The organism is Actinomadura chokoriensis (assembly GCF_041463665.1).
Taxonomy (GTDB): domain Bacteria; phylum Actinomycetota; class Actinomycetes; order Streptosporangiales; family Streptosporangiaceae; genus Spirillospora; species Spirillospora chokoriensis_A.
Window position 1 is genome coordinate 296,213 of the sequence record NZ_JAXCEJ010000004.1, and the last position, 24,531, is coordinate 320,743.

19 protein-coding genes are annotated in these 24,531 nt (G+C 70.8%); 9 read left to right on the forward strand and 10 right to left on the reverse strand.

Going from position 1 to position 24,531, the window contains the following annotated elements:
• Nucleotides 1-4: 4 nt before the first annotated feature.
• On the forward strand, nt 5-1,789 hold the full coding sequence (locus tag SM418_RS10025; RefSeq protein WP_371940210.1) for a fatty acyl-AMP ligase: 1,785 nt from the start codon (nt 5-7) through the stop codon (nt 1,787-1,789).
• 45 nt (nt 1,790-1,834) lie between these two features.
• The gene (locus SM418_RS10030) at nt 1,835-4,471 is read left to right on the forward strand and encodes an MMPL family transporter (RefSeq protein ID WP_371940209.1); all 2,637 of its coding nucleotides are present in this window, start codon (nt 1,835-1,837) and stop codon (nt 4,469-4,471) included.
• Between the two features lie 64 nt (nt 4,472-4,535).
• Here the strand turns inward: SM418_RS10030 and SM418_RS10035 are convergent, their stop codons facing one another.
• A complete protein-coding gene (locus tag SM418_RS10035; protein ID WP_371940208.1) occupies nt 4,536-5,771 on the reverse strand; it encodes a glycosyltransferase in 1,236 nt (411 codons plus the stop codon).
• 9 nt (nt 5,772-5,780) lie between these two features.
• Complete coding sequence (locus SM418_RS10040) at nt 5,781-8,096, reverse strand: MFS transporter (protein ID WP_371940207.1); 2,316 nt, start codon at nt 8,094-8,096, stop codon at nt 5,781-5,783.
• Nucleotides 8,097-8,388: 292 nt separating this feature from the next.
• On the opposite strand from SM418_RS10040, the gene SM418_RS10045 reads away from it, so the two are divergent.
• From SM418_RS10045 to SM418_RS10055, 3 genes are all read left to right on the forward strand, one after another.
• A complete protein-coding gene (locus SM418_RS10045; RefSeq protein ID WP_371940206.1) occupies nt 8,389-14,862 on the forward strand; it encodes an SDR family NAD(P)-dependent oxidoreductase in 6,474 nt (2,157 codons plus the stop codon).
• Nucleotides 14,863-14,933: 71 nt separating this feature from the next.
• Nucleotides 14,934-16,268, forward strand: a complete 1,335-nt coding sequence (gene ccrA / locus SM418_RS10050; protein ID WP_371940205.1) for a crotonyl-CoA carboxylase/reductase — start codon at nt 14,934-14,936, stop codon at nt 16,266-16,268.
• A gap of 262 nt (nt 16,269-16,530) precedes the next feature.
• The gene (locus tag SM418_RS10055) at nt 16,531-17,925 is read left to right on the forward strand and encodes a hypothetical protein (protein WP_371940204.1); all 1,395 of its coding nucleotides are present in this window, start codon (nt 16,531-16,533) and stop codon (nt 17,923-17,925) included.
• A gap of 99 nt (nt 17,926-18,024) precedes the next feature.
• Here SM418_RS10055 and SM418_RS10060 read toward each other — a convergent pair whose 3' ends face one another.
• Both SM418_RS10060 and SM418_RS10065 read right to left on the reverse strand, forming a co-directional pair.
• Nucleotides 18,025-18,426 carry a hypothetical protein gene (locus SM418_RS10060; RefSeq protein WP_371940203.1) on the reverse strand — a complete coding sequence of 134 codons (402 nt, stop codon included), beginning with the start codon at nt 18,424-18,426 and terminating at the stop codon, nt 18,025-18,027.
• A complete protein-coding gene (locus SM418_RS10065; RefSeq protein WP_371940202.1) occupies nt 18,423-18,662 on the reverse strand; it encodes a hypothetical protein in 240 nt (79 codons plus the stop codon). The genes SM418_RS10060 and SM418_RS10065 overlap by 4 nt, the downstream gene beginning before the upstream one ends.
• Before the next feature lie 148 nt (nt 18,663-18,810).
• Between SM418_RS10065 and SM418_RS10070 the strand changes: the two genes are divergently transcribed.
• Together SM418_RS10070 and SM418_RS10075 are read left to right on the forward strand one after the other, a co-directional pair.
• Nucleotides 18,811-19,635 (forward strand): helix-turn-helix domain-containing protein, encoded by an 825-nt coding sequence (locus SM418_RS10070; RefSeq protein ID WP_371940201.1) that lies wholly within the window; start codon nt 18,811-18,813, stop codon nt 19,633-19,635.
• Nucleotides 19,632-19,844: a DUF397 domain-containing protein gene (locus tag SM418_RS10075; protein ID WP_371940200.1), complete on the forward strand. Its 213-nt coding sequence runs from the start codon at nt 19,632-19,634 to the stop codon at nt 19,842-19,844. Before SM418_RS10070 ends, SM418_RS10075 begins: the two co-directional genes overlap by 4 nt.
• 71 nt (nt 19,845-19,915) lie before the next feature.
• Here SM418_RS10075 and SM418_RS10080 read toward each other — a convergent pair whose 3' ends face one another.
• Nucleotides 19,916-20,293 carry a helix-turn-helix domain-containing protein gene (locus SM418_RS10080; RefSeq protein ID WP_371940199.1) on the reverse strand — a complete coding sequence of 126 codons (378 nt, stop codon included), beginning with the start codon at nt 20,291-20,293 and terminating at the stop codon, nt 19,916-19,918.
• A gap of 87 nt (nt 20,294-20,380) precedes the next feature.
• Between SM418_RS10080 and SM418_RS10085 the strand changes: the two genes are divergently transcribed.
• Entirely contained in the window at nt 20,381-20,596 is a 216-nt protein-coding gene (locus SM418_RS10085; protein ID WP_371940198.1) for a DUF397 domain-containing protein, read from the forward strand.
• Nucleotides 20,597-20,802: 206 nt separating this feature from the next.
• Here SM418_RS10085 and SM418_RS10090 read toward each other — a convergent pair whose 3' ends face one another.
• The 3 genes from SM418_RS10090 to SM418_RS10100 all read right to left on the reverse strand — a co-directional run bounded on the left by SM418_RS10090 (nt 20,803) and on the right by SM418_RS10100 (nt 22,981).
• Nucleotides 20,803-21,447: a class F sortase gene (locus SM418_RS10090; protein WP_371940197.1), complete on the reverse strand. Its 645-nt coding sequence runs from the start codon at nt 21,445-21,447 to the stop codon at nt 20,803-20,805.
• Nucleotides 21,448-21,449: 2 nt separating this feature from the next.
• Nucleotides 21,450-22,157, reverse strand: coding sequence for a hypothetical protein (locus SM418_RS10095; RefSeq protein WP_371940196.1), 708 nt, complete (start codon nt 22,155-22,157; stop codon nt 21,450-21,452).
• A gap of 371 nt (nt 22,158-22,528) precedes the next feature.
• Nucleotides 22,529-22,981 carry an Lrp/AsnC family transcriptional regulator gene (locus SM418_RS10100; RefSeq protein ID WP_371940195.1) on the reverse strand — a complete coding sequence of 151 codons (453 nt, stop codon included), beginning with the start codon at nt 22,979-22,981 and terminating at the stop codon, nt 22,529-22,531.
• A gap of 107 nt (nt 22,982-23,088) precedes the next feature.
• Between SM418_RS10100 and SM418_RS10105 the strand changes: the two genes are divergently transcribed.
• Nucleotides 23,089-23,700, forward strand: a complete 612-nt coding sequence (locus tag SM418_RS10105; protein ID WP_371940194.1) for a LysE family translocator — start codon at nt 23,089-23,091, stop codon at nt 23,698-23,700.
• 57 nt (nt 23,701-23,757) lie between these two features.
• Here the strand turns inward: SM418_RS10105 and SM418_RS10110 are convergent, their stop codons facing one another.
• Both SM418_RS10110 and SM418_RS10115 read right to left on the reverse strand, forming a co-directional pair.
• On the reverse strand, nt 23,758-24,066 hold the full coding sequence (locus SM418_RS10110; protein WP_371940193.1) for a winged helix-turn-helix domain-containing protein: 309 nt from the start codon (nt 24,064-24,066) through the stop codon (nt 23,758-23,760).
• Entirely contained in the window at nt 24,063-24,524 is a 462-nt protein-coding gene (locus SM418_RS10115) for a hypothetical protein (protein WP_371940192.1), read from the reverse strand. The genes SM418_RS10110 and SM418_RS10115 overlap by 4 nt, the downstream gene beginning before the upstream one ends.
• Nucleotides 24,525-24,531: the final 7 nt, after the last annotated feature.

Genomic DNA, 24,531 nt, shown 5'->3' on the forward strand with positions numbered 1-24,531 from the left:
ATCCATGGCATTGGGCTCGCTGCTTCCCGATCTGCTGCCCGGCGGCTCCGGCCGCACTCCGCTGATCGAACGGGTCGCGAGGTGGGCGAGGGAGAAGCCGGACGCGCCGGCCTACACCTTCGTCGACTACTCGGCCGACCCGGCGGGCGCGCACATCACGGTGAGCTGGGCGGAGACGGACCGGCGCGCACGTGCGGTCGCGGCGACGCTGCGGCAGGTCACCGGGCCGGGGGAGCGGGCGGCGCTGCTGCTGCCGCAGACGCTCGAGTACATGATGACGATGCTCGGCGCCATGTACGCGCACGTCATCGCGGTGCCGCTGTTCTCGCCCGACCTTCCCGGGCACGCCGACCGGCTGATCGGCGCCTACACCGACGCCGAGCCCGCGGTGATCGTCACGACGCGGAACGCGCTGCCGCACGTGGAGAAGTTCCTCGCCGACCACGACGTCCCGCAGCCGAAGGAGATCCTCTTCGCCGAGGAGGTCGACCCGGCGATGGCCGGCCGGTGGGAGGACGAGCCCGTCGCGTTCGACGACCTCGCCTACCTGCAGTACACCTCGGGGTCGACGCGCCGCCCCGCGGGCGTGGAGATCACGCACGGGAACGTGACGGCGAACGCGGCGCAGCTGTGGACCGGGTGGGCGCCCGACAAGCCGAACCCCGAGCTGGTCAGCTGGCTGCCGCTGTTCCACGACATGGGCCTGATCGCGACGATGGCGCTGCCGCTGGTGCACGGCGACCACGCCATCTACACCGACCCGGTGTCGTTCATCATGAACCCGCTGCGCTGGCTGCAACTGATCGCGCAGCGGCCGGGCAAGAACGTCTACACGGCCGGGCCGAACTTCGCGTTCGAGTACGTCGCGTCGATGGCCACGCCGGAGAAGATCGCCGGCCTGGACCTGTCCGGGCTGACGACCTGCCTGAACGGCGCGGAGCCGATCCGCACGTCGACGCTGGCGATGTTCGCCGACGCGCTGGCCCCGGCGGGACTGCGTCCGGGCGCGCAGGCGCCGGGCTACGGGCTGGCCGAGGCGACGGTGTTCGTGACCGCGGCGGCCGAGGACGCCCCGCCGAAGATCATCTCGGTGGACCGGGAGGCGCTCACCCGGGGCGACCTGCGGCTCAGCGAGGGCGGATCCGAGCTCGTGTCGTGCGGCCGCCCGTGCGGGCAGATCGTCGCGATCGTCGACCCGGAGACCCGCGTCGAGCAGCCGGACGGACGGGTCGGCGAGATCTGGGTGCACGGGCCCAACACGGCGCCCGGCTACTGGCGCAACTCCGAGCGGAGCCAGGACACGTTCGGCGGCGAGCTGAGCGAGCCCGGGGAGCTTCCCGCCGGGCCCTGGATGAAGACCGGCGACTACGGCGTCATCCACGAGGGCGAGCTGTACGTCACCGGCCGCATCAAGGACCTCATCATCGTGGACGGCCGCAACCACTACCCGCAGGACATCGAGGTCACGACGCAGGAGGCGCACCCCGCGATCCGTCCCGACTACGTCGCGGCGTTCGCGCTCACCGGGGACGAGACGGAACGACTGGTGATCGTCGCCGAGCGCAACCGGCGCGTCCCTCTCGCACGGCTGGACACCGAAGAGGTCGAGACGGCGGTGCGCGGCGCGGTCAACGTCGAGCACGAGATGAGCGTCCACGACTTCGTGTTGATCGAACCGGGTGGCGTGTCGCGTACGTCGAGCGGAAAGATCGCACGTGCGGCGACGCGGCAGCGCTACCTTGACGGCGAGCTGCCGACGACGGCGGCCCGTCTGGCGTCCCGCAAGTAGCTCGCATCCGGTGCGGCCCGCCGGCCGCGACGCAACAGGAGGATCATGCTTTCGGGGCTGGGGCGTCTCATCCACCGGCGACGCTGGACCAGCCTCGTGCTGATCCTGGTGACGACCGTGGTCGCGGGCGCCTGGGGCCTCGGCGTGTTCGCCAAGTTCAAGGAGGGCGGCTTCGAGGACCCGGACGCGTCCTCGACGCTCGTCGCGAAGCTGGGCGCGACCTACTTCGGCAGCACCAACCCCGACGTGCTCGTCCTCTACACGAGCGACACGACGACGGTGGACGACCCGCGCTACCAGGCGAGCGTCGTCACGACGGTGGCGCGGCTGCCGAAGGCGCAGGTCGATGAGATCATCTCCTACTGGTCGTTCGACGGCGAGGCGGCGAACTCGTTCGTGGCGCACGACCGGCGCTCGACGTTCGTCGCGGTGAAGCTGCGGGGCGAGACCGGCGCCGAGAAGACCGAGGACTACCACGCCATCAAGGACCGGCTGGCGGCACCGGGGCTCCGCGTCCAGTACGGCGGCGCCGTCCCGCTCGGCGAGGAGTTCGGCGAGCAGGTCGTCACCGACATCGTCCGGGCGGAGCTGATCACCGCGCTGCCGCTGCTCATCCTGCTGATGATCCTGTTCGGCGCGTGGATGGCGTCCCTCCTGCCGATGGCCGTGGCGATCTTCTCGACCATCGGCGGACTGACCGTCCTCCACGTGGTGACGTATGCGGCGGACGTGACGTCCTTCGCATTGGAAGTCGTCACGATGATGGGCGTCGGCCTGGCGATCGACTACTCGCTGTTCATCATCAGCCGGTTCCGTGAGGAACTGGAACGCGGCATGTCCGTGCAGGGGCTTCCACCAGGGAAACCCTGGAAACGGGAGCGAGGCAGGGCGGCGCGCAAGGCCGCGAAGAAGTCTTACAGGGCGGCCTTGAAGCCGATCCAGCAGACGGCCTTGGCCACCACCATGGCGACTGCGGGCCGCACCATCCTGGTCAGCGGCATCACCGTGTCGGCGGCTCTCGCGGGTCTCCTGCTGTTCCCGCAGATGTTCCTCCGGACGATCGGGCTCGCCGGCATAGCCACCGTCATGGTCGCCGTCTTCGGAGCCACGGTTCTCCTCCCGACGCTGTTGGCGCTGCTGGGGCCGCGCGTCGAGATCGGACGCATGCCGTGGCGGCGACCTTCGGCCAAGCGCGCGCAGCGTGACCCCGACAGCGGCTTCTGGTACCGCCTGGGCCACAGCGTGATGAAGCATCCGCTGCCGTACTTCACGGTGGTACTCGTCATCCTGGGCGTGATGTTCGTGCCGTTCCTGAACGTCCAGTTCGGGAGCGTCGACGCCCGCGTCCTGCCCAAGGACAGCCCCACCCGCGCCGTCGTCGAGACCATCAAGAAGGACTTCCCCAACGGTTCCGCCGAGCCCATCGACGTCGTCGTCTCCGGAGACCTCATCCCGCGCGACTGGAGGCCCGCCAAGAAGGACGACCCCATCCCGCCCTACCTGGAGGAGTTCCGGCAGCGCCTGGGCAAGCTCCCCGGCGTCACGGAGGCCCAGTTCACCGGATACTCGGGCTCGTACGGGGGCGTGCGCATCTCCGTCACCCACAAGTACGAGCCGATGGACCAGCGCTCCCAGGACCTCGTCACCGACATCCGCGGGCTGAGCCTGTCCAAGGACGGCTACCCGATGCACATCGACGTCGGCGGCAGCACGGCCTCGCAGATGGACCTGATGTCCAGCCTGATGCGCACCTTGCCGAAGATGGCGCTCTTCGTCGGGGTCGCCACGTTCATCCTGCTCTTCATGTTCTTCGGGTCGATCGTGCTGCCGTTGAAGGCGATCGTGATGAACGTCCTGTCGATCGGCGCGTCGTTCGGCGTGATCGTGTGGGGCTTCCAGTACGGGCATCTCGCCGGCGTCCTGGACTTCACCCCGACCGGCGGCGTCGAGGCGACCAGCATGATCCTCATCCTCGCGGTCGTGTTCGGACTGTCGATGGACTACGAGGTCTTCCTGCTCAGCCGGATCCGGGAGGAATGGGACCGCACCCACGACAACCGCGTCGCCGTCGCGTCCGGCATGCAGCACACCGGCGGCATCATCACCAGCGCCGCGCTGCTGTTCCTCGTCGTCATCGGCGCGTTCAGCATGGCGGGCATCACGGTCGTCAAGCTGATCGGCGTCGGCATGTTCGTCGCGGTCGTCGTGGACGCCGTCCTCGTCCGCTCGCTGCTCGTCCCGGCGACGATGCGGTTCATGGGCTCGGCGAACTGGTGGCTGCCGGGCTTCCTCGCCGGCCTGCACGCCCGCATGGACCTGCGCGAACACTCCGCCGTGGTCCCGGCGGGCGCGACCGTCGCGCCGCCGCGCCTCCCGGACGAGCAGCCGTTCCCGTACGCGCTGAACTGGGAGGAGGCGGGGCCGCCGTCGGCCCCGGCGCGCGTGGACGCGCACGAAGCCGCCCGCGCGGCGGCCGAGCCGCCGCGGCTGGTCTTCCGGACGCCGGACGGCGAGGCGAGCAACGGGCCCGCGCCCGCCCATGGCGCGCCGTGGCGCCCGTGGGCGGACGGCCCGCCCCAGCCGAGGCCGTCGCACAGCCCGCGCACGAGGCGCGCGATCGTCCCGAGCCCGGACGGGGCAGGCTGGTCCTGGGCCGAAGTACCGGACCACGACGGCCCCTGACCCGCCGCCGCGGCGCGTCGCGTTACCCCGGTCGACGACATCGGGTAGTCGCCGTGGTGGCGGTTCAGCGAATGCGCACGAGCGAGTCGACGATCTCCCGGGCGCGTTCGACGCCGTCCTCGGCCCGGATCCGCCGTCCGAGGTCGTCCGCGCGGTCGGCCATCTCCTGGTCCTGGACGGCCCGCCGGATCTTCGACGCGAGCCGCGGCACCGTCATCGCGCCGAACGGCAGCGGCCTCGGCCCCGCGCCCAGCGCCGCCACGCGCTCGCCCCAGTAGGGCTGGTCGCCGAAGAACGGGCACACGACGGTCGGCACGCCGGCCCGCAGCCCCGCCGCCGTCGTCCCCGCGCCGCCGTGGTGCACGACCGCCGCCATCCGCGGGAACAGCCACGAGTGCGGGACGTCCCGGACCGCGAGGATCTGATCGTCCGAACTCTCCGGATCGCCCTGCACGATGCCGCGCACCCCGGCGAGCTTCAACGCCGTCCGCACGGTCAGGTCGGTCATCTCGGAGTCCTTCGGAACCATGCTTCCGAACCCCACGTAAACCGGTGCGGGGCCCGCCGTCAGGAATTCCGCAAGCTCCGTGGGGGGCTCCCACTCGGGCTCGTCGAGGAACCAATATCCGGTGAGGTGCACATTGGCTCCCCAGTCGCGCGGCCTCTGCACGACCACCGGGCTGAAGCACGCCAGCACCGCACCGTCCGGCCGCTGCCCCCGCAGGGGCAGCCGCGGCAGCCCCAGCGTCTCGTCCCGCCAAGGGTTGATGAACGGCCGGGACAGCTGCCAGGCGATCTGGTCGACGGCCCGGAAGCTCGCCCTCCGCGCCCACGGCCCGAGCACCCGCGCCTGCGGGACGAGCGGATGCGGGAACGCGCCCGTCGGCTCGCTCGGCTGGAAATGAATCAGCGCCCACGGAACTCCGAGATGCTCACCAATGTGCCTCGGAAGGAAACCGAGCGTGGGACCCAAGATGAGGTCCGCGTCCTTACAGGCATCCAAACACTCGGTCAGCAGCCGTTCTGCCATAGGGCCTAGGATGCGCCGGAAGCCGCCCAGGAACTTCACCGGATTACGCCCGCCGGCGAGCAACTCCTGCCCGGCGTCCGATTCGAGGATCTCCGTCGGATCGGCGGTCAGTGGGGCCAGTTCCAGGCCCGCCGCGACCGCCATCGGTGCGTACCGGGCGCTCGCCACGAGCCGCACCTCGTCCCCGCGCGCACGCAACGCCCGCCCGAGCGCCACGCAGGGCTGGATGTCCCCGCGCGACCCCGCCGCGAAGATCGTGATTCTGCTCACGGGTTCCTCCTACCAGGCGTCGCTACGCGGGTTGACCTGCGGATCCTCCGCGGGTTCCGGTGCCGGGACGTAGGGCTGGTACCACCCCTCCGGCGGCTCCGGCCGCTCCCCGTCCTCCCCGAGGTCGCCCTCCCGCGCCGTCGGCGCCTCCTGGCCGAGCGCGGCCTCCCGCTCCGCGGCCTCGGGGCTCCACGACGCCCGCAGGACGGCCTGGGCCGGCCGAGTGGTGCCCTGGTCTGGCGCGGGCTCCTCTTCGAAGGCGACAGGCTCCTTTTCGAAGGCGACAGGCTCCTTCTCGATCGCGACGGGGTCTTCCGGCGTGCTCATCGCGGGCGGTGCTTCGTTGGCCCCTGGCGTGACACCGGGTTGGGCGACCGGTGGAGCGGCGCTCCCGCTGTCCGGAAGGGTGACGTCCGGGGGCTGGTCAATGTGTGAAGGGATCGCCTGTATCGGGGTTGTCGGGCGTGCCGCCTCGGGGACGGGCCGGTCGTCCCAGGGGTTCGCCGGTGCGGGGACGGCGGACGCCGGGGGCTCGGGAACCGGCGGCGGGGCGGTGGGGGGCGCCGGCCAGGGGGTCGGAGGGACGGGACGGTCGTCGTCCTGCCAGGTGTAGGTGTCGTCCGGGGGCTTGAGCTCGTCGTCGGCCCACCAGTGGGGGCCGGGGGTCGGGGCGGGCACGGGGTCGTCCGGCATGGGTTCGTCCTCCCAGGTGAGGGGAAGCGGGAGGGGCACGTCGGGCGGGGCGGCGCCCGCCACGGCGGTGCCCGCTACGGCGGTCCTCGACGCGGCGGTGCTCGACCCGGCGGTGCCCGCTACGGCGACAGGGGCGGCGAGCGGCTCGGACGCGGATGCGGCCAGTGCCGGGAGCGGGTCGCGCGGTGTCGCCGCCGGGTCGAACTTCGGGGTGTCGGGGACGATGGGGGAGGACTTGCCGTGCTTCGGGCCGAGCCAGCCGCGGCGGCTCGGCAGGGTGAGGCCGCTGATCATGCCGCCGATGAGGACGAGGACGGCGCCGAGGATGAGGCCGGAGGAGGTGCCGGCGCGGAACGTCTCCAGTTCGGCGGCGCTCGCGCCCTCGTCCGGCACGTGGTGGACGAGCAGCCCGACGATGGCGATGCCGAACGCGCCGGACGCCTCGCGGATCACGTTGATGACGCCGCTCGCGACCCCGGCGCGCTTCTCCGGGACGGCCTTGAGCACGTACATCACCAGCGGCATGCCGAGGGCGGCGCCGACGCCGACGAGCATGACCCCGGGCATCAGGTCGGCGTAGCCGTCGCCGACGTTCAGCATGGAGAACAGCACCATGCCGAGACCCATCAGCGCCATCCCGGCGCCGATCGCCGGGCGTGGTCCGATCTTGGCGGCCATCAGGAACGCCAGCGGGGTCAGCACGATGATCGCGATGGCCGGGGGCAGCATGACCAGGCCCGCCTCGGGCGGCGAGAAGCCGAGGAAGCGCTGCAGGAACGGCTGCGAGTAGAACATCATGCCGTTGAAGCCGATGCCGTACAGCATCTGCGACAGCAGCCCGCCGGTGAACACCCGGTTGCGGAAGAAACGCAGGTCGATCATCGGGTCGGGGGCCCAGTTCTCCACCACGACGAAGCAGACGAGCGCGATGGCGCCGAGGGCGAAGACGCTGAGCACCGACGGGTCGGTCCAGCCGTGCTTGTTGCCGGACTCCAGCCCGTAGATGAACGCGAACAGCATCGTCGCGGAGATCAGCACGCCGGGCAGGTCGATGCGGGAGTGCTTGTTCTCGCCTTGCCCGGTGAGGACGAACAGCCCGAGCAGGATCACCATGATGCCGGGCACGATGTTGATCAGGAAGATCCAGCCCCAGTGCCAGTGCTGGACGATGATCCCGCCGATCGTGGGGCCGAGCGCGGTCGCGCCGGACGCGGCGCCGATGAAGATGATGTTGCCGATCGAGCGCTGCTTGTCGGTGCGGCCGACGGTGACCATCACCTGCGTGGCGGGCAGCGAGAGCGCGGCCCCGGCGCCCTGCACGATGCGGGCGAGGATGAGCACGTCGGAGCTCTGTGCGAGGCCGCAGACGGCGGACGCGGCGGTGAAGACGACCATGCCGGAGGTGAACGTGAGCCGGCAGCCGAAGACGTCCGTGAGCCGCCCGCCCGTGATCATCAGGCAGGAGAACATCAGGATGTACCCGGTGGCGACCCAGTCCTTGGCCGAGGACGACATGTCGAGGTCGGCCATGATCGTGGGCAGCGCCGTGAAGACCACCGTGTTGTCCATGGTGGTCATGAACGCGCTGACGGCCACCACCGCCAGCGCCCATCGGTATCGGCCCCGGGTCAAGAGTCCGTACGGCGGGGGTCCCGCACCGCGGGGAAATCCGCCGCTTCCCCCTAAAAGCAGTAGTCGCTATTGTTACTATTGGTTGGCGTCTCGTTACTCAGCCCCGACTCTCTGCCGGGCCTTCCCAACTATCCCATCAGGCCACATTGGTTACTCCCGAGTCTTGTCATCACCGTGACAAGACGTCGATGAGAAAAGTGGTCTGGGTGCGCATCGTAAGCCGGTCACTGTAGGACAAAGTGGTCCCTCCGCTTCGATGAACGATCCCGGTTTCATGGGGGGACCCCAGCGCATGCAGAGCAATGATCGTTCCGGAGCCGCGCGGGAGACCCCGCAGGACGAGACTCGGATCAGCGAGGATTCGATCCGCCGGCACCTGATCGAGCAGATCGCGCGCCGCTCCAGGACCACCGCAGCCGAGGTCGACCCCGACCGTCCGCTCGAGGAGTTCGGGCTCGCGTCCCGGGACGCGGTCTCGATCGCCGGCGAGCTGGAGCAGATGCTCGGACGCTCCCTGCCCGCCACCCTCGTCTGGGAGCACCCCACGATCAACAAGCTCTCCGTGGCGCTGGCGGGCGGCGACACGCCGCGGGAGGCGCAGGCCGCGCCGGAGCCCGTCCGGGAGGCCGCCGGCGACGAGCCGATCGCGGTCGTCGGCATCGGCTGCCGCTTCCCCGGCGGCGACCGCGACCTGACCGGCCCCGCCGACTACTGGCGCTTCCTGACCGGACGCGGCGACGCGATCCGCGAGGTGCCGGACGGCCGCTGGGAGCCGTTCGACGACGGCTCCCCCGAGGTCGGCGACCTCCTCGCGAACACGACCCGGCTCGGCGGCTTCCTGGACGACCTCGCCGGGTTCGACGCGCAGTTCTTCGGCATCACCCCGCGCGAGGCCGCGGTGACGGACCCGCAGCAGCGCCTCGTCCTCGAAGTGGCGTGGGAGGCGTTCGAGCACGCCGGCATCGGCCCGGCGTCGCTGCGCGGCAGCCGCACCGGCGTGTTCGTCGGCGTCTCCGCGCCGGAGTACGCGGCGTTCACCGCGTCCGACCTCGCGTCCCTGGAACCGTTCACGGCGACCGGCGCCGCGCTCAGCATCATCGCGAACCGGCTGTCGTACCTGCTGGACCTGCGCGGCCCCAGCATGATCGTCGACACGGCGTGCTCGTCGTCGCTGGTGTCCACGCACCTCGCCGTCCAGGCGCTGCGCAGCGGCGAGGCCGACGTGGCGCTCGCGGGCGGCGTGAACCTGCTGCTGTCGCCGACCGTCACGATGACGTTCGACCTCGCGGGCGGGACGGCGGCGGACGGGCACTGCAAGGCGTTCGACGCGTCCGCCGACGGCATGGTCCGCGCGGAGGGCTGCGGCGCCGTCGTGCTGAAGCGCCTGTCGGACGCGCAGCGGGACGGCGACCGGATCCTCGCCGTCGTCAAGGGCTCCGGCGTCAACTCCGACGGCCGGTCCAACGGCCTCGTCGCCCCCAACTCCGAGGCCCAGCGCGCCCTGCTGCGGGACGTCTACGCGACCGCCGGCGTCGACACGCGCGAGGTCGACTACGTCGAGGCCCACGGGACGGGGACGTTCCTGGGCGACCCGATCGAGGCCAAGGCGGTCGGCGAGATCCTCGGCGCGGGACGTGACGAGGACGCGCCGCTGCTGCTCGGCTCCGCGAAGTCGAATCTCGGTCACATGGAGTCCGCGGCGGGCATAGCGGGGCTCATCAAGGCCGTCCTCGCGCTGCATCACCGGGTCATCCCGCCCAGCGCGCACTACAAGGAGCCCAACCCGCACATCCCGTTCGACGAGCTGCACCTCGCGGTCGTCGCGGAGGAGACCCCGTGGCCCGACAGGGGGCACCCCGCGCGCGCGGGTGTGTCCGGGTTCGGCTTCGGCGGGACCAACGCGCACGTCCTTCTGGAAGAGGCCCCCGCGCAGGAGACGACGGTAAAGCCGGCCGTCGTCCGGACGTTCCCGCTGTCCGACACGAGCGACGACCGTATCCGCGACCATGCGGCCCTTCTCGCCGAGTGGCTCCCGAACCAGGACGCGAAGCTCGCCGACGTCGCCCGTACGCTTCACCGTCGTGCCGGCCGTGGACGGGCCCGCGCCGCCGTCGCCGCCAGGGACCGCGCCGGGTTCGTCGAAGGGCTCACCGCCCTCGCCGAAGGCCGTCCCCACCCCGGTGTGGTGACGGGCTCCGCGCTCGGTGCGCCGGGCCGTCCCGTGTGGGTCTTCTCCGGGTATGGCGCACAGCGTGCCGGGATGGCGCAACGACTCCTTGAGGAAGAGCCCGCCTTCGCCGAGGCGATCGACGACCTGGACGGCCTGTTCGCCGAGGAGGGCGGCCCCGACCTGTGGGCGCTCCTCGAAGAGGGCCGCAAGCCGGACGGCCCGGCCGACACCATGCCGGTGCTGTTCGCCATCCAGATCGGCCTGGCCCGCATGTGGAAGGCGTACGGCGTCACGCCGGGCGCGGTGGTCGGCCACTCGATGGGCGAGGTCGCGGCGGCCGTCGTCGCCGGCGCGCTCACGGTCGAGGACGGCGTCCGCGTCATCTGCCGCCGCTCCCGGCTGCTGACCCGGCTGGTCGGCGGCGGCGCGATGGCGGTCCTCGGCGCGTCCGCCGACGAGGTCGCCGGCCTCGCGGACGGCCTGCCCGAGGTCTACGCGGCCGTGCACTCGTCCCCGAAGCAGACCGTCGTGACCGGCGACGCCGACCAGGTCGCCGAGGTCGTGAAGCGCGCCGAGGCGCAGGGACGGCTCGCCCGCATGGTCCAGGCCGAGGGCGCCGGACACTCCCCGCAGGTCGACCCGCTGCTCCCCGAGCTGCGCGAACTCCTCGCGGAGGTGGGCGCCGAGCGCGGCACCCCGCTCGCCGACGGCGTGAAGCTCTACACCACGGCCCTCGACGACCCCCGCGCCTACCTCGCCTCCGACACGGCCCTCGGCGCCCCGCACTGGGCCGCGAACCTGCGCAACGCGGTGCGGCTCACCGACGCGGTCTCGGCCGCCGCCGAGGACGGATTTCGGACGTTCGTCGAGGTCAACGCCCACCCGATCCTCGCCCACGCGGTCGGCGAGACCCTCGACGGGACGGGCGCGCTCGTCACCCACACGCTCAAGCGCGCGCGGAAGGGCGAGGAGACCGACGACACGCTGACGTTCCACGCGCAGCTCGCGACCCTCGCCGCGCACGGCCACACGATCGCCACTCCGCCGGACGGACGCGTCGTCGACGTCCCGGCGTCGCCGTGGCGCCACGAGCGGCACTGGGTCGACCTGTCGTCCCGCACGTCCGGCAAGAGCGACGAGCACCCGCTGCTCGGCGCGCACGTGGAGCTGCCCGGCGAGGACCGGCACGCCTGGCGCGCCGACGTCGGCCTCGCCGCCCAGCCGTGGCTGGACGGCCTGACCGTCCACGGGCTGCACGCGCTCCCGGTCGCCGCGTTCGCCGAGATGGCGCTCGCCGCCGGCGCGACCGCGCTCGGCACGGACGGCGTCCGCGTCAACGGCCTGTGGATGGAGCGGCCGCTCGCCCTCGCCGACCACACGACCGTGACGACGACCTTCGCCGAGGTGGAGCAGCGAGTGGAGATCCACGCGCTGACGCCGGCGGGCACGTGGGCCCGGCTGGCCAGCGCGGACGTCGGGGAGGACCACCGCGCCCCGGCGACGGCCGAGCCGGGCGCGACCACCGAGGTCGCCGCCGCCGAGCGCGGCAGCCGCCACTACCGGCTGCACCCCGAGGTCTTCGACCGCTGCCTGTCCGTGCTGTCGGACGAGGCCGCCGGTGACGAGGGCGGCGTGTGGCTGGCCGAGACCATCGGCAGCCTCCGCGTGTACGGCCCGACCCACCGCGGCGGCCACGTGCAGGCGAGGGTCGTGCGCGACGGTGAGGCCGTGACCGGCACGGTCACGCTCCTGTCCGCGGACGGCGGCCTCCTCGCCGAGGCGACCGGCATCGTCCTGCGTCGAGTCGAGCGCTCCGACGTCCCCGTCCCGCTCAGTGACAAGCTCGTCGAGTTGGTGTGGGACGAAGCCCCCCTTGCCGACACCGGCCCCGCGTCCGGTGAGACCTGGCTGGTGCTGTCCGACGAGGACGACGCGCTCGCCGCCGCGACGGCCGACGGGCTGGAGGAGAGCGGCAAGCGGGTCGTCCGGCACCGGGTGACGAACCGGCCGCCGGACGAGCACCCGGCCATGGACGAGCCGGTCGAGGGCGTCGTGCTCGTCCCCTCGGCCGAACTGGTCGATGAGGAACTCGTGCTCGCCGCCGTCGGCGTGAGCCGTTCGCTGCCGGACGGGCCCCGCCTCTACATCGCGACCCGCGGCGCCCTGCCCCTGAACGGCGAGGAGGGGCTGCCGGCCCACGGGTTCGTCAGCGCGCTCACGCGCGTGCTGGCGTTCGAGCGAACCGTCCAGCGGGCCACGCACGTGGACGTCGACGGCCCGCAGGACCTCGTCGCGGAACTGCTCGCCGGCGCCGACGCCCGCGAGGTCGCCTGGCGGGACGGCACCCGGTACGCGGCCCGCCTCGCGCAGGCGGTCCTGCCGGAGGCGCCCGCGAAGAAGAGCCGCGCCGTCCGGCGCGGCGGCGCCTACGTGATCACCGGCGGGTACGGCGGGATCGGCCTGGTCACCGCGCGGCTGCTGGCCGAGCGCGGCGCGGGCCGCATCGTCCTGTCCGGGCGGAGCGGCCCGGACGCCGACGCCGAGAAGGTGATCGCCCGCCTCCGCGAGAGCGGCGTGGACGTCGGCGTCGTCCTCGGCGACATCGCGCGGCCCGGCACCGCCGAGCGCCTCGTCAGGGTCGCCCGGGAGGGCGGCAAGCGCCTGTGCGGCATCGTGCACGGCGCCGGCGCGATCGACGACCGGCTGATCGCCGACCTCGGCCCGGAGGATCTCCACAGGGTGTGGACGGCGAAGGTCGAGGGCGCGCGCAGGCTCAGCGAGGCCGTCTGGGACCTCGACCTCGACTGGTTCGTCACGCACTCCTCGGCCGCCGCGCTGCTCGGCTCGCCCGGCCAGGGCGCCTACGCCGCCGCGAACGCCGCGATCGACGCGCTCATGGCCTTCCGGCGCGCCAACGACCGGCCCGGAACCACCATCAACTGGGGCACCTGGTCGCGCGTCGGGGGAGCCACCGAGAAGTCGGTCGCCGTCATCGACCCGATCAGCCCGGCGGAGGGTGCGGAGGCCCTCGAAGCCCTGCTCGTCCACGGCCTGCCCGCGACCGGCGTGCTGCGCTTCGACCCGGCGACTGCGGTCGGCCTGTTCCCCGAGATCCGCGACATGCCGTACTTCGCCGCGCTGACCGAGGCGGCGGACGGCGCGGGCGAGAGCGACGCGGGCGACTGGCCCGGCGTGGACGCGCTGAGGGACCTCGACCACGCCACCGCCCGCAAGATGATCGCCGCGCAGGTCAGGCACCGGATCGCGGCCGTCCTCGGCTTCGACCCGCAGCGCCTGGACCCGTCCGTCCCGCTCACCGACCTCGGCCTGGACTCCCTCGTCGCCGTCCGGATCAAGAGCGGTGTCGAGCACGACCTCGGGCTGACCGTCCCCGCATCGGTGCTGCTGCAGGGCGCCAGCGTGAACGTGTTCGAGGAGTGGGCGGCGGGCGAACTCGGCCTGTCGGACGCCCCGGCGCCCACGGCCGTCTCGAACGCCGAGTCCGGATATGTCATGCCACGCGACGCTGCGGAGCGTCTCGCCGTCCGCATCTTCGAGGACGTCCTCGGCCTCGACCGCGTCGGCGTCACCGCCGACTTCTACACCGAACTCGGCGGCCGCGAGCACCAGGCGGACCAGGTCGTCGCCCTCGTCGCCGCCGAACTCGGCGGCGAGGTCACCCGCGGCGAGCTGTTCGAGGTGCCGACCGCGGAGAACGTCGCCGAGTTCATCCGGGCCGCGGACGAGGAGGCGGCCCGGCAGACCGTCCGCCCGCTGAAGCCCTCCGGCACCCGCCGGCCGATCTTCATCGCGCACCCGGCCGGCGGCACCACCGCCTGCTACCGCCAGCTCGTCGACCTGCTCGGCGACGACCAGCCGGTGTACGGGCTGGAGCGGTTCGAGGACGCGCCGTCCGTGCAGGAGCGCGCCGACCGCTACGTCCGGCACCTCCTCGAAGCGCAGCCCGAGGGCGCGTTCCGGCTCGGCGGCTGGTCGTTCGGCGGCGTCCTCGCCTACGAGACCGCCCGGCGGCTGAAGGAGGCGGGGCGCGAGGTCGAGTTCGTCGCGCTGTTCGACGCGGGGCTGCCGCTGCCGGTGGACGACGAGTCCGACACCCTCGCCCGCCGCTTCTCCGCCTTCGCCGACTACATCAACGAGACGTACGGCCTGGACGTCACCCTCACCTACGAGGAGCTGTCCGGTCTGGACGAGGAAGCCCAGTTCGCGCTCGTCATGGAGCGCGCGGCGCCGCTCGTGGACTACATCCCCCCGGCGGCCCTCACCCACCAGCTGACCTCGCACCAGGACACCCGCTCCCTGGAGGCGTACCAGCCCGAGCCGTACGACGGACGCGTCATCCTCTACTACGCGCCCGAGGAGACCCCCTGGGCCGTCCGGGATGCACGCTATGTGCTCGACGGGACCAACGGTTTCGGCGGGCTCTGCTCCGACCTGGAGATCGTCACGATCCCCGGGGTGCACCACCTCAACCTGCTCGACCCGCCCGGTGTGGAGGTTCTCGCCGCGCACCTGGAGGGCCGGCTGGCCGGACGGCGGGAGCGCGACGCCGTCCTGACGCCCACGAGGGCCCGCTGAGGCCCACCTGAACCCCGACGCCCCTGAATCCCGTCGACCCCCTGAACCCCGTCGTTCCACGGAGGAGATCCATGGCCAACTCCGGCTCGTCCCACGCCCTGCTCGACGCCGTACGGTCCGGCGCGAGCGGTCCCGAGCTCCAGGAGATCGACCTGCCGACCCGTTTCCGCGCCGCGTTCACCCGCAAGGACGAGGTCGGGATCTTCGAGGGCCAGACCGACAAGGACGTGCGCCGCTCCATGCACGTCGGCGAGGTCGAGATGCCCGAGCTGGCCCCCGACGAGTGCGTGGTCGCGGTGATGTCCGCCGCGATCAACTTCAACACCGTCTGGTCGGCCATCTTCGAGCCCGTCCCGACGTTCGCGTTCCTGGAGAAGTTCGGCCGCCAGGGCTGGTACGGCGCGCGGCACGACCTGCCGTACCACATCCTCGGCTCGGACGGCTCCGGCGTCGTCGTCCGCACCGGGGCCGGTGTGAAGCACTGGAAGGTCGGCGACAAGGTCGTCCTGTCCCCGTCCTACGTGGACGAGGAGGACCACGGCTCCTACGACGACGGCATGATGTCGGAGACGCAGCTCGCCTGGGGCTTCGAGACGAACTTCGGGTCGCTCGGCGAGTACTGCATCGTCAAGGCGAACCAGCTCATCCGCAAGCCCGCGCACCTCACCTGGGAGGAGGCGGGCTCCAACACCCTGTGCGCCGCGACCGCCTACCGGATGCTCGTCGGCACGCACGGCGCCCGGATGAAGCAGGGCGACGTCGTCCTGATCTGGGGCGCGACCGGCGGCCTCGGCTCGTTCGCGACGCAGCTCGTGAAGAACGGCGGCGGCATCCCGGTGGGCGTCGTCTCGTCGGAGGAGAAGGCCGAGATCGTCCGGTCGCAAGGGTGCGAGCACGTCATCAACCGCAACGACCTGAACCTCGGCGAGCAGGGCCTGCGCCACCCGAAGGCGGGCCGGATGCTCGGCGAGGCGATCCGCGGCCTCGTCGGCGAGGACCCCGGCATCGTGTTCGAGTACCTCGGCCGCGAGACGTTCGGCGCGTCCGTCTACGTCGCCAAGCGCGGCGGCAAGATCGTCACCTGCGGCTCGTCCACCGGCTACAAGCACGAGTACGACAACCGGTTCCTGTGGATGCGGCTGAAGAGCATCATCGGCTCGCACGGCTTCAACTACCACGAGGCCGTCGAGGTGAACCGCCTGTTCAGCCTCGGCATGATTCACCCGACGCTCTCCTCGGTCTTCCCGCTGGACGAGGCGGGGGAGGCGACCCGTGCCGTCCAGACGAACCAGCACATCGGCAAGGTCGCCGTCCTGTGCGGCGCCACCGGTGAGGGCCAGGGCGTGGACGACCCGGCCCTCCGCGAGAAGATCGGCGAGGAGAAGCTGAACCTCTACCGCCGCTGACCTGCACTGCGGTACGGGCCCCGGCGCACCGCGCGCCGGGGCCCGTCGGCGTTCCAGGGGTGACCTTTGCCACGCCCCTTTCATGCATGATCGGCCACTGATCGGTGCACGCTGGCCATTGTTGCAATAAGCGGTGTAAGCATCGCTCAGGGTGACTCGCGCGGCGGATGACGAAATAGACGACTTATGCCAGTTTGGGCGCGTTCCGGTACATGATCTTGGTCATTTCGGTGACCAGGTGACCGCTCCGAGGAGAGCAACCATGAGACGCAGCCTGAGGGCACTGACCCGGGCATGCGCGGCCGTCGTGCTCGCAGCCGCCGGCCTGTCGGCCGTCGCGGCCCCCGCCCACGCCGACGACTACTGGCCCACCCCCAGCCTGAACAACTACCTCATGCGGCCCGCCACGAACCAGGCGGCGCTGCAGGACACGGTCAAGCAGCTGGACACCCAGCTCCCGAAGCTCGGCGTGCAGAACATCCTGGCCCAGGCTCCCCACACGGGCAGCACTGCCAACGGCTCGGCGTGCAACAAGGACGCCGTCGACGGGCTCGCCTACCAGCTCACCTTCAGCTTCTGCTGGAACGGGGCCGACAACGCCGCGTCCGGCAACTACGAGTGGACCCCGCAGGGCATCTCCACGGTCGCCGACGCCCAGGACGACAAGTACTGGGGTTCGGCCCAGCCGTTCGTCACCACCTGGTACCAGCAGCAGCACGGCACCGCCGTGGGTGAGAAGTGCAAGTACAAGAAGGACGGTGCGTGGGCCGAGCAGAACTGCGTGAAAGGGGTGCGGATCTCGATCGTCGACCCCGACACCGGCAAGTACGCCCACGTCCTCCTGGTGTACCCGTTCGTCAACGCCTCGGGTAACGCCAGCTACATGAGCCTGCGCACCAAGCAGGACGTGAGCCACGGTTCGCTGCACGCGGGCGGCATCGCCTGGTACGGCAACTACCTCTACGTGGCCGACACCGCACGCGGCCTGCGCGTGTTCGACATGCGCTACATCTTCGACCTGAAGGAGGCCGGCGACAAGGCCGACCTCACCGACACCACGAAGATCGGCCGACAGGACGGCAAGTTCTACTCGCACGGCTACCGGTACGTGATGCCCGAGGTCGCCGCCTACACCAACTCGGTGCCCCGCAGCACCACGCAGACCTACCAGTGCCTCAACGGCAGCTCCCCGAACACCTCGTTCGTGTCGCTCGACCGTACCGGCAACGACCACCTCATCACCGGTGAGTTCTGCCGCCTCGACCGCGGCGACACCAACGGGCGGGTCGCCACGTGGCCGCTGAACGGCGACACCGGGCAGCCGGCCCTAAACGCCACCTGCACCAGCCTGTCCGTCGCCTGCTGGCGCGCCGACAGCGCCTACACGATGCCGATCGACAACGTCCAGGGAGCGACCCGCCACGACGGCAAGTGGTTCTTGAACCAGAGCCACGGCGAAGCGGCCGGAGTCCTGGCCCCGCAGGACCAGCCGGACGGGACCACCGGCGTCCTGAAACCGCTCGTGCCCACCTACCACACCCCGATCGGCCCCGAGGACCTGTCGTACTGGCCCGGGTCCGACGCGAACCGCAGCGGGCTGTGGTCGCTGTCGGAGCACTACGGCAAGCGCATGGTGTACGTGGTCGACATCCCCTGATCCAGCGCACACGGCGGGCCGCCCCTACGGACGGCCCGCCGTTCGCTTTCGGGGCCTGCCGCAACGCGCGACTGTGCCCCGTCATGTCGCCGCCGGCGGTCAGGGATTCCGCCCGCCGAGGGCCTGGACGACCCACGGGACGAGCATCTCGGCGACTCCGACACACGCGCCGTCCAGATCGGAGCACGTCGCCAGGCGGTCGTCCGTGCTCGACGCGAACCACCAGCCATCCCCGTCCCGGACGGTGGTGACGCTGTCCCCGACGCTGGGGACGCGCGGGTCGAACACCCGCAGCAGAGGCGGGGACCCGCCATAACGGGGCTGGGCCGCCCACCCGCGCCGCCGCAGCCGCCGGGCGAGCCGGTTCAGATGACGACGCGCCCGCCAGACGTCCAGCGGGGACGGCGCGACCGGTGGGCCCGGGGGGAGCCCGACCGCCCGCGCCGCCTCCCTCCCCTGGGCCGTCTGGGGGTGAACGGCCCGCTCCGGTGCCGAGCTCACCGGAGTCTCCGGTAGGCGCCGCTCGCGCGCACGGCCTCCCGCATCAACTCGGCCCGCAGTTCGACCGGGTCCGGGCGCATGACGGTCGCGTCCACTCCGGCCTTGGGATCGATGAGGGTGGCGACATATTCGCCGAGCCGTCCGTCCCATCTGCGTGACCGCCAGATGTGGTGCCCGGGAAAGTCCTTGCGGAGCCGATCGAGTGCGGGGTTATCGAACGAGAATGTGTCTTTCATGGAAGGTCCCGTGGTCGTATTCGCCGCCCGTGAATGTGTTATAAGGATTGCAGCGTGCATGACTGCTGACCAGCAAGATGTCAAGAGGAGTGCACAACCTCCCGAAAGATCAACGAAACCCGGGCGCGGGTTTCACAAGGAGCCCCCCATGGGAACGCGGAGCGAACCGTATGAAGCCCCGGCAATTCAGACATTCGCCACGGAATTGGTGGCGTGGCGCATGGAAGCGGACCTCACTCAGACCGCCCTCGCCGAAACTCTCGGCTACACCCCCCAGTGGATCAGCCAGATCGAATCCTCGAAAAGCGTCTCGTCCAAGACCTTCGCCGAGAACCTCGACACCTTCTTCAAGACCAACGGCCTCTTCCAGCGGCTGTGGAAGCGCATCATCGACACCCGCCACCAGGCAATCCTCCCGCCCGGCTTCACCGAGTACGTGGAACGCGAGGTCGAGGCCAGCCAGGTTCGCATCTACCAGTTGACGCTGGTACATGGGCTGTTGCAGACCGAGAGCTACATCCGCGCGGTCGTCGGCCACGAACAAGATCCGGATACGGCCGAGCGACTCGTCGCCGAACGTCTCAAGCGGCAGGAGGTCCTGACCCGGAAGGATGCTCCCACCGCGTGGTTCACGCTCGATGAGGCGTCCCTCCGCCGCGAGATCGCCGACCCCGAGATCATGCGCGAGCAACTCGCGCATCTTCTGGCCATGACCGAGCGTCCGAATATCTCGATCGACATCGTCCCGATGAGTGCCAAGTACTACTCGGGGCTCACGGGGAGCTTCACCATCCTGAGCTTTCTCGACGCGCCCGACGTCGTCTACGGCGAGATCGCCGGGCAGGGGATGCTCATCACGGATCCACGAACCGTCGCGAGCTTCGCGGTAAGGTACAACTCCCTGCGAGGTGACGCACTTCGCGTCGAGGAATCGCGGACGCTGATCAATAGCGTCATGGAGGAGTACGGATGATTCCCACACCGGATCTGTCGGCCGTGAAGTGGCGCAAGGCGAGCCTTAGTGGTCATGAAGGCGGCGATTGCGTTGAGGTCGCGGGTGTCGCGCAGGTGGTCGCAGTCAGGGATTCCAAGGACCCGGACGGGCCGAAGCTCGCCTTCACGTCCGCCGACTGGCGCGCGTTCACCCGCCGCGTCACGGTCGGCGTCCACGACCTGGCCTGATCGCCGACGAGCCCCTACCCATACTGGGCGGGGGCTCGCCCATGCCCGGCCGACCCGCGGAGTGTCCAACGTCAGGCAGCGTCGGTGAACTCCACCTTCAGCCTGGCGCCGAGGGCGTGCGCGAGCCGGTCCAGGACGCCGATCGTCGGAGCCGAGCCACCAGACTCCAGCCGGGAGAGAGCGGGCTGGGTCAGCCCAGCCCGTTCGGCGAGTTGTGCCTGCGTCAACCCCAGGGCGAGGCGACGCTGTTGGACGGCATTCCCCAGTTCGAACGCCAGGCGAGCCTCTTCACGCCCTGCTCGAACCTCGTCATTGTCGCGTCCCGCTCCCGGAACCCACCGCTTGTGCAGGCTGTGCTTCACCGTCACCTTCCAAGCCTCCCGAATGCTTACGGCCAGAGCGCCGGACAGGGGGATGCCCATCACGAATCGCGGACCGTCGCCAGCCACTCGCAGTAACGTACAACCTGCTGTAAGTGACGCGCTGTACGTCGAGGAATCGCGGACTCTGATCAAGAGCGTCCTGGAGGAGTACGGATGATCCCTACATCGGATCTGTCAGCCGTGAACTGGCGCAAGGCAAGTCGCAGTGATCACCATGGTGGCGACTGCGTCGAGGTCGCGGGTGTCGCGCAGGTGGTCGCAGTCAGGGACTCCAAGGACCCGGACGGGCCGAAGCTCGCCTTCACGTCCGCCGACTGGCGCGCATTCACCCGCCGCGTCACGGTCGGCGCCTACGACGACCCGTCCTGACCACCTAAGGCCCTACCCGTCGCAGATCGGAGGTGTTCGGTGTTCGGTCATGACCGAACACCGAACACCCTCTGCCGGTCGGGCTGTTTGGCTCGGGGCGTGCGGCGGATGAGGACGGCGAACGTCGGGTCACACCCACAGGGAGAGGCGGGGCGGGGATGGGGAACGCCCGCCGGTGTGGCCGCCGGCGGGCGTTTCTGTGTGGGTCAGGAAGCGATCAGCTTGGCGTAGACGATGAGGTTGTCGGTGTAGTGGCCGATCTTCTTGTCGAAGGCGCCGCCGCAGGTCACCAGGCGGAGGGACGCGTGGTCGAGCGCCTCGCCGAACACCTTCTCGTGCGGGAAGGCGTTCTTGTCGACCCGCTGCGCGCGCTGCACGGCGAACGTCGCGGTGGAGCCGTCCTTGCGGCCCACCCGGATCTTGTCGCCGGGCTTCAGGTCCTTCAACCGGTAGAACACCGCGGGCTTGCCGTTCGCGTCGACGTGGCCGAGGAGCACGGCCGGGCCGACCTCGCCCGGCGTGACGCCCTCCTTGTACCAGCCGGCCAGGTTGGGCCTGCTCAGCGGCGGCTCCTCGACACCTCCGTCGGGACGGAGCCCGATCGAACCGACCGGAGCGGACACGCCGATCTTCGGGATGGCGATCTTCGTCGGCGTCGACTCGCCCAGGGGACGGACGTTCGACGCGGGCGCCGTCGAGCCGGTCGTCTCCGTCGCCGCGGGCTTCGGGGTGCCGGGCGAGGCGGTGTCCCCGTCCCCGCCGCAGCCGGTGAACAGCAGTCCGATGACCAGCGCACCGGTCGCCGCGCCCGCGACGCGGCGACCGGTGGCCGGTGCAGGGAGTTCCGGCACCGTTACGACCGCTCCTGAACGGTCCGGCGGCGCAGCGCGACGGCGCCGAGGCCGGCCGCCATGAGGGCGCCCCAGCCTGCGGCCAGCAGCGGCGCGGGCGAGCTCTCGCCGCGCGCGGACATGCTGCCGTCACCGGTGTCGATGCGGCCGGTGGGGATCTTCGGCGTCTTGGGCTTCATCTGGCCGCCCTTGCCGGGCTTCCCGTTGGGCTTGTCGGGCTCGGTGCTGTACTTGACCGACCCGTAGCCCTTGCAGACGACCGTGGCGATCGTCGGGTTGGGCAGCTTGCTGCGGAACGTCCCGACGGCGGTCCAGGTGTCGTCACCGGCCTTCTTCACCGGCAGCGGGTTCTGCGTGTAGCCGTTGCCGGTGATGGTCACCGCCGTCGGGCAGGTGACGGTGAAGGTCGTCTTGTAGCCGGGCGCGACGCGCAGGCTGGACAGCTTCACCTTGTCGTAGCCGAACTTGAACTTCGGGTCCGGGTTCTCGTTGCCCGGGTCGCCACCGGGGTCGCCCCCTGGGTCGCCGCCAGGGTCGCCGCCAGGGTCGCCGCCGGGGTCGACCGCGACCCACCTGGGCTGGTCCTCCCCGTCCTTCAGGACGCACTTCAGGAGCTTGCCGTCCGCGTCCTTCGCCGTCTTGCCGATGTCGTCCTTCGCACAGAACTGACCTGCCTCGGGCGTGGTGTCCGCGAGTGCGGGCGCCGCCATGCCGAGCATCATGGATCCCGCAGCGATTCCCACCGCAGCCAGCCGACTTACGCGCATTGCCTTTCTCCTCTGTTCGGGACTCTCCGTGCCCTGGCGAAGCGAGAGACGCGCCCATGCGATGGCGGGGAATGTGCCGCGGACCGGCGGCTGGCATGCAGGGCGCTCGCGGAACGAGCGCCAGGAAGACGGAAGAGAACGATGAGATCGCAGCCTAGTCGGGGTCCTATCGGAGCACGAGTCAATATGGGCTGATCAATTCCTTACTGACCGGACTTGGTCAGCCAGGAGGATTGTGTAAACCCTTTCTCGTGGGTAAACGACCCGATCCTCTGATCAGCGGATATGACTCAGGGTGAGACGGTGAACGGCGCTCAGGTGGGCAGCGGGCGTTCGTCCACGACGTGCTTCATCACGAGCGTGGAGTTCAGCCGCTGCACGCCGGGCAACGCGCTCAGCACGTCGTCTTCCAGCTCCTGGTAGGCGGTCAGGTCCCGGGTGACGATGCGCAGCAGGTAGTCGGGGTCGCCGAACAGCCGCTGCGCCTGCACCACCTCGGGCACGCGGGCGACCGCCTCCTCGAAGCCGAGCAGCGTGTCCCGGTCCTCCTGCCGCATGGTGACGAACACGAGGGCCTGGAACGTCAGCCCGAGTGCGGCGGCGTCCACGACCGCGCGATAGCCGCGAATGGCGCCGCTCCGTTCCAGTTCCCGCAGCCGTCGGTGACACGGCGAGACGCTCAGCCCGACCCGTGCGGCAAGATCCGTGATCGTCAGGCGACCGTCCTCCTGGAGTACGGCAAGAATCTTCCGGTCAATGGCGTCCATCTGGAAGACCTTTCTACGGAACCCGCGAGTCGGAGATGAACTTGGAAACACCTTCGGGTCCATTCAAAATACCCTTCCCCCAATAGTCCCCAACGGGAGGGGAAACCATGGCGGCCGGATCCGTGCTCGCCTTCTGGACGGTTGCGCTCCTGCTCATCGTCGTCCCTGGGGCGGACTGGGCGTTCACCATCGGCACCGGCCTGCGCGGGCGCTCGGTGGTCCCCGCCGTGGGCGCCCTGGTCGCCGGCTACGCCGTCGTCACCCTCGTCGTGGCGGCCGGCGTCGGCGCCCTGGTCGCCGGCTCATCGTCCGCCCTGACGGTCCTGACCCTCGTCGGCGGCGCCTACCTCATGTGGCATGGCGTGACGACCTTCAACCACCCCGCCGCATCCGACTCCGAGCCCGAGCCGGGCACCGGCTGGCACACCTTCTTGCGCGGCATAGGCGTCAGCAGCCTCAATCCCAAGGGCCTGCTGATCTTCGTGGCTCTCCTGCCCCAGTTCACCGATCCCCGCGGCGGCTGGCCCATCGCAGGCCAGATCGGCGTTCTCGGCCTCACCTTCTTGGGCACCTGTGCCGTCTTCTACCTCTGCCTGGGGACCCTCACCCGAACCGTCCTGGACGGGCGCCCCACCACGGCCCGTCTGCTCACGCGCCTGTCCGCCGCCGCCATGACGGCTCTCGGCGCCTATCTGGTCCTGAACCACGTCCTGGCATGACGGCGAGAGGACGTCGTGCGCCTGCCGGAATCTGCCCTGGCGTCCGTGGCGACCGCGTCAGCGCTCGTCGTCCGGGACGTTGGCGAGGGGGCGGCCGACGATCTGCTGGAGGGTGCCGACGTACTCGTCGAACGCGCGGCGCCCCTGCGGGGTGAGCTTGAACCAGGTGCGGGGACGCTTGCCGACGTACCCCTTGCGGATCTCGACGTAGCCGGCCTTCTCCAGCGCGCCGGCGTGCTTGGACACCACCGAGTCGCTCATCTCCAGGCTGTCGCGGACGAAGGCGAACTCGGCCTCGGTCGCGGTCGCCAGCAGCGCGACCATCCGCAGCCGCGCCGGCGTGTGGATCATCGGGTCGAGGGTCATCGGACGACCTTCCCCGCCAGGCGCGCCCGCACCAGGTCCTCCGCCCAGCGCGTGGTGGCCGCCGTGTAGCCCGCGGTGACCAGGCCCGCGAGCGTCTTCTGCCAGACGCCCGAGTCGGTGAACGCGCCGGCGGCGAGCGGGACGACCCCCCAGATCACGAAGATCGAGGTGATCCACAGTGCCATCAGGGCACCGGCCTGCGGTGTCCAGGTGCGCGGCCGGAACTTGATGCGCGTGCGGGCGGAGAGCATGAGGGTGAGGGTGGTGAGGCCCACGGCCGCCGCCGTCATGAGGAGGGTCCGGGGCATCCCGTCCAGTTCGGTGCCCACCCCGACGGCGGAGCCCACCAGGACCACGCTCGGCACGTGCCAGACGGGAAGCCGCTGGTCGGCGTACGCCCGCTGCTGGGTCCGCTCGATCTCGGCGAGCGCGTCGGCTGCTTCGGTGAAGTCGTTCACGAGGGGA

What these genes read in the sequence shown, in the direction of transcription:
- SM418_RS10025 (WP_371940210.1), top strand. Translation starts at nt 5, where the DNA reads ATGGCATTGGGCTCGCTGCTTCCCGATCTGCTGCCCGGCGGCTCCGGC.
- SM418_RS10030 (WP_371940209.1), top strand. Translation starts at nt 1,835, where the DNA reads ATGCTTTCGGGGCTGGGGCGTCTCATCCACCGGCGACGCTGGACCAGC.
- SM418_RS10045 (WP_371940206.1), top strand. Translation starts at nt 8,389, where the DNA reads ATGCAGAGCAATGATCGTTCCGGAGCCGCGCGGGAGACCCCGCAGGAC.
- ccrA (WP_371940205.1), top strand. Translation starts at nt 14,934, where the DNA reads ATGGCCAACTCCGGCTCGTCCCACGCCCTGCTCGACGCCGTACGGTCC.
- SM418_RS10055 (WP_371940204.1), top strand. Translation starts at nt 16,531, where the DNA reads ATGAGACGCAGCCTGAGGGCACTGACCCGGGCATGCGCGGCCGTCGTG.
- SM418_RS10065 (WP_371940202.1), bottom strand. Translation starts at nt 18,662, where the DNA reads ATGAAAGACACATTCTCGTTCGATAACCCCGCACTCGATCGGCTCCGC.
- SM418_RS10070 (WP_371940201.1), top strand. Translation starts at nt 18,811, where the DNA reads ATGGGAACGCGGAGCGAACCGTATGAAGCCCCGGCAATTCAGACATTC.
- SM418_RS10075 (WP_371940200.1), top strand. Translation starts at nt 19,632, where the DNA reads ATGATTCCCACACCGGATCTGTCGGCCGTGAAGTGGCGCAAGGCGAGC.
- SM418_RS10085 (WP_371940198.1), top strand. Translation starts at nt 20,381, where the DNA reads ATGATCCCTACATCGGATCTGTCAGCCGTGAACTGGCGCAAGGCAAGT.
- SM418_RS10095 (WP_371940196.1), bottom strand. Translation starts at nt 22,157, where the DNA reads ATGGCGGCGCCCGCACTCGCGGACACCACGCCCGAGGCAGGTCAGTTC.
- SM418_RS10100 (WP_371940195.1), bottom strand. Translation starts at nt 22,981, where the DNA reads ATGGACGCCATTGACCGGAAGATTCTTGCCGTACTCCAGGAGGACGGT.
- SM418_RS10105 (WP_371940194.1), top strand. Translation starts at nt 23,089, where the DNA reads ATGGCGGCCGGATCCGTGCTCGCCTTCTGGACGGTTGCGCTCCTGCTC.
- SM418_RS10110 (WP_371940193.1), bottom strand. Translation starts at nt 24,066, where the DNA reads ATGACCCTCGACCCGATGATCCACACGCCGGCGCGGCTGCGGATGGTC.